General features: G+C 63.4%; 5 protein-coding genes and 1 pseudogene. 3 read left to right on the top strand and 3 right to left on the bottom strand.

The genetic code is table 11. The features are described from left to right. Positions 1–507 (bottom strand): helix-turn-helix domain-containing protein (locus tag MOV75_RS23600; protein ID WP_247006711.1); only part of this gene is annotated, 507 nt, incomplete at its 3' end. A gap of 111 nt (positions 508–618) precedes the next feature. Here MOV75_RS23600 and MOV75_RS23595 point away from each other — a divergent pair. Together MOV75_RS23595 and MOV75_RS23590 are read left to right on the top strand one after the other, a co-directional pair. Further along, entirely contained in the window at positions 619–1,977 is a 1,359-nt protein-coding gene (locus MOV75_RS23595) for an aromatic ring-hydroxylating dioxygenase subunit alpha (RefSeq protein ID WP_246923474.1), read from the top strand. A 276-nt stretch (positions 1,978–2,253) separates the two neighbouring features. Then, the gene (locus tag MOV75_RS23590) at positions 2,254–3,702 is read left to right on the top strand and encodes a glutamine synthetase family protein (protein ID WP_246923478.1); all 1,449 of its coding nucleotides are present in this window, start codon (positions 2,254–2,256) and stop codon (positions 3,700–3,702) included. Between the two features lie 17 nt (positions 3,703–3,719). On the opposite strand, the gene MOV75_RS23585 is transcribed toward MOV75_RS23590, so the two are convergent. Continuing rightward, the gene (locus tag MOV75_RS23585; protein ID WP_247006710.1) at positions 3,720–5,054 is read right to left on the bottom strand and encodes a hypothetical protein; all 1,335 of its coding nucleotides are present in this window, start codon (positions 5,052–5,054) and stop codon (positions 3,720–3,722) included. Between the two features lie 107 nt (positions 5,055–5,161). Continuing rightward, positions 5,162–5,704, bottom strand: a complete 543-nt coding sequence (locus tag MOV75_RS23580; RefSeq protein WP_246931976.1) for a hypothetical protein — start codon at positions 5,702–5,704, stop codon at positions 5,162–5,164. 473 nt (positions 5,705–6,177) lie between these two features. On the opposite strand from MOV75_RS23580, the pseudogene MOV75_RS23575 reads away from it, so the two are divergent. Next, positions 6,178–6,386 (top strand): annotated as a pseudogene (locus MOV75_RS23575) (hypothetical protein); the annotation flags it as partial.

The raw sequence follows: 6,386 nt of genomic DNA, 5'->3' as shown, positions 1-6,386 counted from the left end.
CGCCGTCAGGCGCGCGGCAAGCTCAGCATCGTCGAGCTGGCCGAGCATGGCGCGGCCGACCGAGGTGCAGAAGGACGGCAGGCGGTAGCCGATCTCCAGCCCGCCCGAGAACACCCGCGCCGGGCTGCCACGGGCAATGAAAACGACGTCATCGCCGTCGAGCACGGCGAGCGAAGAGATTTCGTTGGCTGCCGTCGCGACGCGATCAAGCACCGGCTGAAGCACCGCGACGAGCTGATTGGAGCGCAGATAGGACGCTGCCAGCGTCAATACATGCGGCGTCAGCGAGAACAGCTTTCCATCACCGGAGACGTAGCCGCCGCGCTGCAGCGTGAACAGCATGCGCCGGGCCGTCGCGCGCGGCAGATCGGCGGCACGGGCGAGATCGCTCAGCGTCATCGGGCCTGCCGTGGTGCCGAAGCATTGCAGCAGGCGCAGGCCACGATCGAGGCTCTCGACGAAATCCGTCGCGCGCTCCTCGCTCTCGTTCCGCTTCAGCTTGGGCATATGGAGGGACAATCCTGCAAAATAGTGCTTGCTGGCGGGTCAAGTCATGTCATAATTCGCCCATTCGTTCAATAGGCGAACAATTGCCACTCCATAAGGGATGCTACTGCCATGATGAGCCAGGAGCAGAACGACCTGATCACCCGCACCGGACCGAAGGACCCTTGCGGCAAGCTGATGCGGAGCTACTGGCAGCCGGCGGCGCTGGTGGATGAGCTGGAGGGCGCGCGGCCGATCCGTCCCGTCAAACTGCTCGGCGAGAATTTGGTGCTGTTCCGCGACGAGAGCGGACGCTACGGCCTGATCGACCGCCACTGCGCGCATCGCGGCGCCGACCTTGCCTTCGGACGGTTGGAGCATGGAGGATTGCGCTGCGCCTTCCATGGCTGGCTGTTCGATGCCAACGGCCAATGCATCGAGACGCCGGCCGAGCCGAAGGATTCGAAGCTTTGCCAGAACATCCGGCAGCGCTCCTATCCCGTGATCGAAAAGAGCGGCATCCTCTGGGCTTATCTTGGCGAGGGCGCCCCGCCCGCATTCCCGGAGATCGATTGCTTCGTCGCGCCTGATACTCACACCTTCGCGTTCAAGGGCCACATGGCCTGCAACTGGCTGCAGGCGCTCGAAGTCGGCATCGATCCCGCGCACGCCTCCTATCTGCACCGTTTCTTCGAGGACGAGGACACCTCCACCGCTTACGGCAAGCAGTTTCGCGGTGCCTCGGCCGGCAGCGATCTGCCGATGACGAAGATCCTGCGCGAGTACGACCGCCCGATCATCAATGTCGAGCACACCGAATACGGCCTGCGGCTGATTGCGCTGCGCGAGATCGACGAGGAGCGCACCCATGTGCGCGTCACCAACCAGCTGTTCCCGCACGGCTTCGTCATTCCCATGAGCACGGAGATGACGATCACGCAATGGCACGTGCCTGTCGATGACGAGAACTGCTACTGGTACGCGATCTTCACCAGCTACACGAACCCGGTCGACAAGAAGAAGATGCGCGATCAGCGGCTCGAGCTCTATGAGCTGCCCGACTACGTCTCGCGCAAGAACAGAGCTAACGATTACGGCTTCGATCCGCACGAGCAGCAGACCGCGACCTATACCGGCATGGGCACCGACATCAACGTCCACGACCAGTGGGCGGTGGAATCGATGGGCGCGATCCAGGACCGCACCAAGGAGCATCTCGGTTCGAGCGACAAAGCGATCGTGCAATACCGCCGCCTGCTGCGGCAGGAGATCGAAAAGGTTTCGGGCGGCGAGAAGCCGATGCTGCATCTCGACGAGGCCAATGCGCGTAGCATCCAGGGCCCCGCGACCATGGACGGCATCGGCCCGACGCGGGGCTGGGAGACCTACTGGATGGAGGTCGACGTCAAGCGCCGCCGCGGTGCGCCATGGACCGCGCCGGTGCCGAAGGAGATCGCCGACAACGTGCACAAGCTGACGGCGGCGGAGTGACGCGCGTGCACCGAACCGGTAGGGTGGGCAAAGGCGCAAAGCGCCGTGCCCACCATGCTTTCGCTCGGATGATAGAGGTGGTGGGCACGCTTCGCTTTGCCCACTCTACGGCAGCGGAGTGAATGTGAAGGTCTATCCTCGTCATTGCGAGCGCAGCGAAGCAATCCAGAAATGCATCTGCGGAAAGACTCTGGATTGCTTCGCTGCGCTCGCAATGGCGGAGAACGTGGCAAGCGTCTTGCCCCCGTCGATCATCGTGACTGAGGAGCAACCAAAGTGACTTTCGTCGCGCGTCATGCGCTGTGGTCGGATGAGCAGAAGGACGCCGCAGCGCGCATGCGGCGCATCGTCGAGGAAAAGAATCTCGAGGTCATCCGCCTCGCCTTCCCCGACCAGCACGGTATCTTGCGCGGCAAGACCATCATCGCCTCCGAGGCGATCGCCTCGCTGGAGAGCGGCTGCTCCATCACCACCACCATGCTCGCCAAGGACACCTCGCACCGCACGGTGTTTCCGGTGTTCACCGTGGGCGGCGGCTTCGGCATGAAGGAGATGGAGGGCGCGGCCGACGTGTTGATGGTCGCCGATCCCACCACGTTTCGCGTCTTGCCCTGGGCGCCGACCACGGGCTGGGTGCTGTGCGACCTCTACTTCAATGACGGCCGCCCGGTGCCGTTCGCGACGCGCTCGCTCTTTCGCAAGGTGCTCGACGAGCTCGCCAGCCGCGACCACGACTTCGTCGCCGGGCTCGAGGTCGAATTCCACATCTTCAAGCTCGACGACGCGCATATGCGGCCCGAGGATGCCGGTCAACCCGGCACGCCGCCCTCGGTGAGCCTGCTCAGCCATGGCTATCAATACCTCACCGAGCAGCGCTTCGATCAGATGGAGCCGGTGCTGGAAATTCTCCGCCGCGACATCGTCGCGCTCGGCCTGCCCTTGCGCTCGGTCGAGGTCGAGTTCGGACCGAGCCAGTGCGAATTCACCTTCGCGCCGAGGAAGGGGCTCGAGCCCGCCGACAACATGGTGCTGTTTCGGAGCGCCGTGAAGCAGATCGCGCGCCGCCACGGCTATCACGCCACCTTCATGTGCCGGCCGAAGCTGCCGAACCTGTTCGCCAGCGGCTGGCACCTGCATCAGTCGATCGTCTCGCGTGCGAGCGGCGAGAACCTGTTCATGGCCAAGGAGTCGGCCAAGGACGGTGGCGAGCCACTCAGCGAGTTCGGCAAAGCATACCTCGCCGGCCTGCTCGACCATGCCCGCGCATCGACATTGTTCACCACGCCGACCATCAACGGCTACAAGCGCTACCGCTCCTATTCGCTGGCACCGGACCGCGCGATCTGGGGCCGCGACAATCGCGGCGTGATGATCCGCGTGCTCGGTGGCGCCAATGATGCCGCAACGCGCCTCGAAAACCGCATCGGCGAGCCCGCCGCCAATCCCTATCTCTACATGGCTTCGCAGATCCTCTCAGGCCTCGACGGCGTCGACCGCAAGCTCGACCCGGGCCCCTCGGCCGACACGCCCTACGAGACCAAGGCGCCGCTGCTGCCGAAGAGCTTGCGCGATGCCGTCGCCGCGCTGAAGGACGATCCCTTCTTCCGCGAGAAGCTAGGAGCCGAGTTCGTCGACTACTACACCCACATCAAGAACGCCGAAATCGATCGCTTCCTATCCGAGGTGACCGACTGGGAGCACCGCGAATATTTCGAAATCTTCTGAGCGGCAACCAGCCCCGATCATTCCGCACGCGGTAGCGGCGTGAAGCCGAATCCGCCTCCGGTCGCAAGGGCAAACGCGTTCGAGACCGGGCCAGTCGCCATGCGGGGATCCGGCCCGTTGCTCGACGTGTGCGAGCCGGCCCGTGTCACGCCCGCGCGCAGCGCCGAATTGGCAGGGTTCGAAACGACGCGCCGGCCGGCACTTCGCGCGTAAACGCGCCCAAGCGCGGCGAACCGCTGGCTTCCGTTACGCGCGATCAGCTGCTCGTCGGAATCCGGCCGATAGATGACATCGCAATTGCCGACCAGCGTGACCGGAGCGCGGTAACCCAGTGGATTGCCCTCATTGTATGTGAGATCTGCAAGGTTGGTCGCAAGCAATTCAACGCCGTGCAGCCCGATGATCGAGCCTCGCGCAGCCTTGACCTCGACGGTTCGCACCTGCGGATTGCAGCGCGACTTCGCCTGAGGATATTCCTGCACGGCCGCGCGGGCATATGACAGCACCTCCCCGCTCTCATACACGCGATCAATGACGAGGCGCTGGACGTTTTCGGCCAGAAGAGCCCTGTTGACGAGGTGCGCGCCGGTCACCGGAGACGGATCGAACGCAACCACCTTGGCGATCCGCGGACCACCCGACTTGGTCGCAAGCGCTACGAATTGCGCTAAGCCGGCACCGAGGGAATGCCCCGTCGAAACGATCTGCGGCTTCCGGGCGGCCCGCTTGTAGCAGTCCAGGCTCTGGATCTGCCTCATGATCGTATCGACGTTGCGCTGCAGCTGCTGATAATAGTCGTCGTAGGGCGAACCGAACCGGCTGAAGTTCGAGTACCAATCGCCCCCGGAAAACCCTACGGTGCCGCGAAACGCAATGCTCACTTCGCTGCAGGCTCCACGCGCGGCGGCGCGTGTCCGTGCCCACACCTGGTATGTCGGGCCGCTGCCGAAGTTCCAGCCGCGCCTGGCGTAAGCCGCCTTGCAGGCCTCATCCGCCCAATCGAGGCAATCGAGATACGTGTCGCTGCCGAATTGATAGCGCCAGGGCTTGAAGATCTTCCGCGCGTGACCTCTCAGGTCGTCCTGCGAGGCCGGGATCGTACTCTGCACCGCGAAATCGACTTCCTCGCCGAGGCCGGCATCGCGCATGGTGTTCAGCGTGCCGACCGGCTTATATGCCGTGGACGACTGGATGGCATAAGGCAGGTAATAGTCGGCATATCTGTAGACATAGGCCGCCAGGATATCGGGATCATTGTTGGACTGAGCCGCGGCGGGCTGAACGGCTGAAAGCCAGACAGCGGCCGCCGCGCAGGCGAGAATGACCCGGAATGCTGCAAAACAAAACCGCATGGCAACATCTCCAAATATGAAAGACAATCTATGGCTGCATGAGACCATAGCTGCTGCTTCTTGACAATATCGAGCGTCGGCTCGGCGGCGAGCGTCGGGAACGGAAATCAGCCCAGAGGACGGAGACCCTGCCTCCTCGAGCGCCGTTCGATGAGCGCCGCAACGATCGCATAGACAACGAATATTCCGATCGCGATCGGAGCGCCCTCGATGATTCTCCAGCCCAGGCTGACCACCTTGTGGGCCACACTGCCGACGTCGCCGCCGTAAACGATGCAATCGCCCACGCCTCCCTCGTTCGGCGAGCATTTGGGGTTGACGAGATAGCTGATCGAAAGCATCGGGCCGAAATAGGGAACGAATGCGCAGATGAGACTGACCGCCAAAGCCAGCAGCAATCGGATCCATAGCCGGGACCATCCCAGCGTGATCAGCCAGCAGCAGGCGGCCAGCCACAGTGCCGCCAGCCCGTCGCCAAAGCGAGAGCCGACCAGCAAGCTCGCCTCCAGCGCATGACGGATGATTTCCGCGGCAGAAGATCCGATGGGACAGCCGGCATCGGTGCCGGGCTGGCATCCTGAGATGGCCGCGAAGAGAGACGTGAGCAGGATCGCCAGTTCCGGCACAAAGGGGAGGACAACGAACAGCAACAGGATCGCTCTCCAGCGCCGACGATGAGAATTCCCGTCAGGTTGCGATGTCATGCTGGCGCGGGCGACATTCCCCAAATGATCTTCCGCGAAGACCCCTGCCCTTACTACCTCTGATACAGGCTGACCGCAACGAGCATCGTTCGGTTCGCCCGAGACGGTCCTGGTGCCGCAGCAACCAATATCTCACACGCCCGTGAGACGACTTCGCGTCTCCCGTTCCGACGAAACGTCGGCTGGCCTGACGAAGCCATTTTCCCAGCGTCGCGAAAACCGCCGGAAAGAGATGGGGTCTAGAGTGGCCCTGAATGATCAACAGCGGAGTTCGGTCATGTGGAATCAACTGTTCAGCCTGATCTACCGCCTGTCCTGCCGGGCGACCCTGATCGAAATCGGCACCCATCGGCTGGCGCGCTAGCGGCCAAGCTGGCGCGATTTAGGTAAGGCGGATTGACCGGATAGCGGGGATGGCCATGCGTAAACTCATCCTGATCGTCGCTATGTCGCTGCTCGCAAGCGAGGCCCATGCCGGCGGCTCGCGCAGCCTCAGTCTTGCGGCGAGCACTTCCAATCAACAGGCGACCGAGCAGCCGGCCGCACCGGCGCCTGACGCATCGCAAGCGGTGCAGTCGCCGGCAGCAGCATTGCCTGCAACGACGACGCCGACCTCGCTCGCCGCAAC

Source organism: Bradyrhizobium sp. PRIMUS42, assembly GCF_023006515.1.
In the GTDB taxonomy this organism is placed as follows: domain Bacteria; phylum Pseudomonadota; class Alphaproteobacteria; order Rhizobiales; family Xanthobacteraceae; genus Bradyrhizobium.
This window is presented reverse-complemented; position numbering and strand designations above follow the sequence as displayed.

Excerpts from the sequence above, each read along its gene's own strand:
- MOV75_RS23595 (WP_246923474.1), top strand. The coding sequence starts at position 619 with ATGATGAGCCAGGAGCAGAACGACCTGATCACCCGCACCGGACCGAAG.
- MOV75_RS23585 (WP_247006710.1), bottom strand. The coding sequence starts at position 5,054 with ATGCGGTTTTGTTTTGCAGCATTCCGGGTCATTCTCGCCTGCGCGGCG.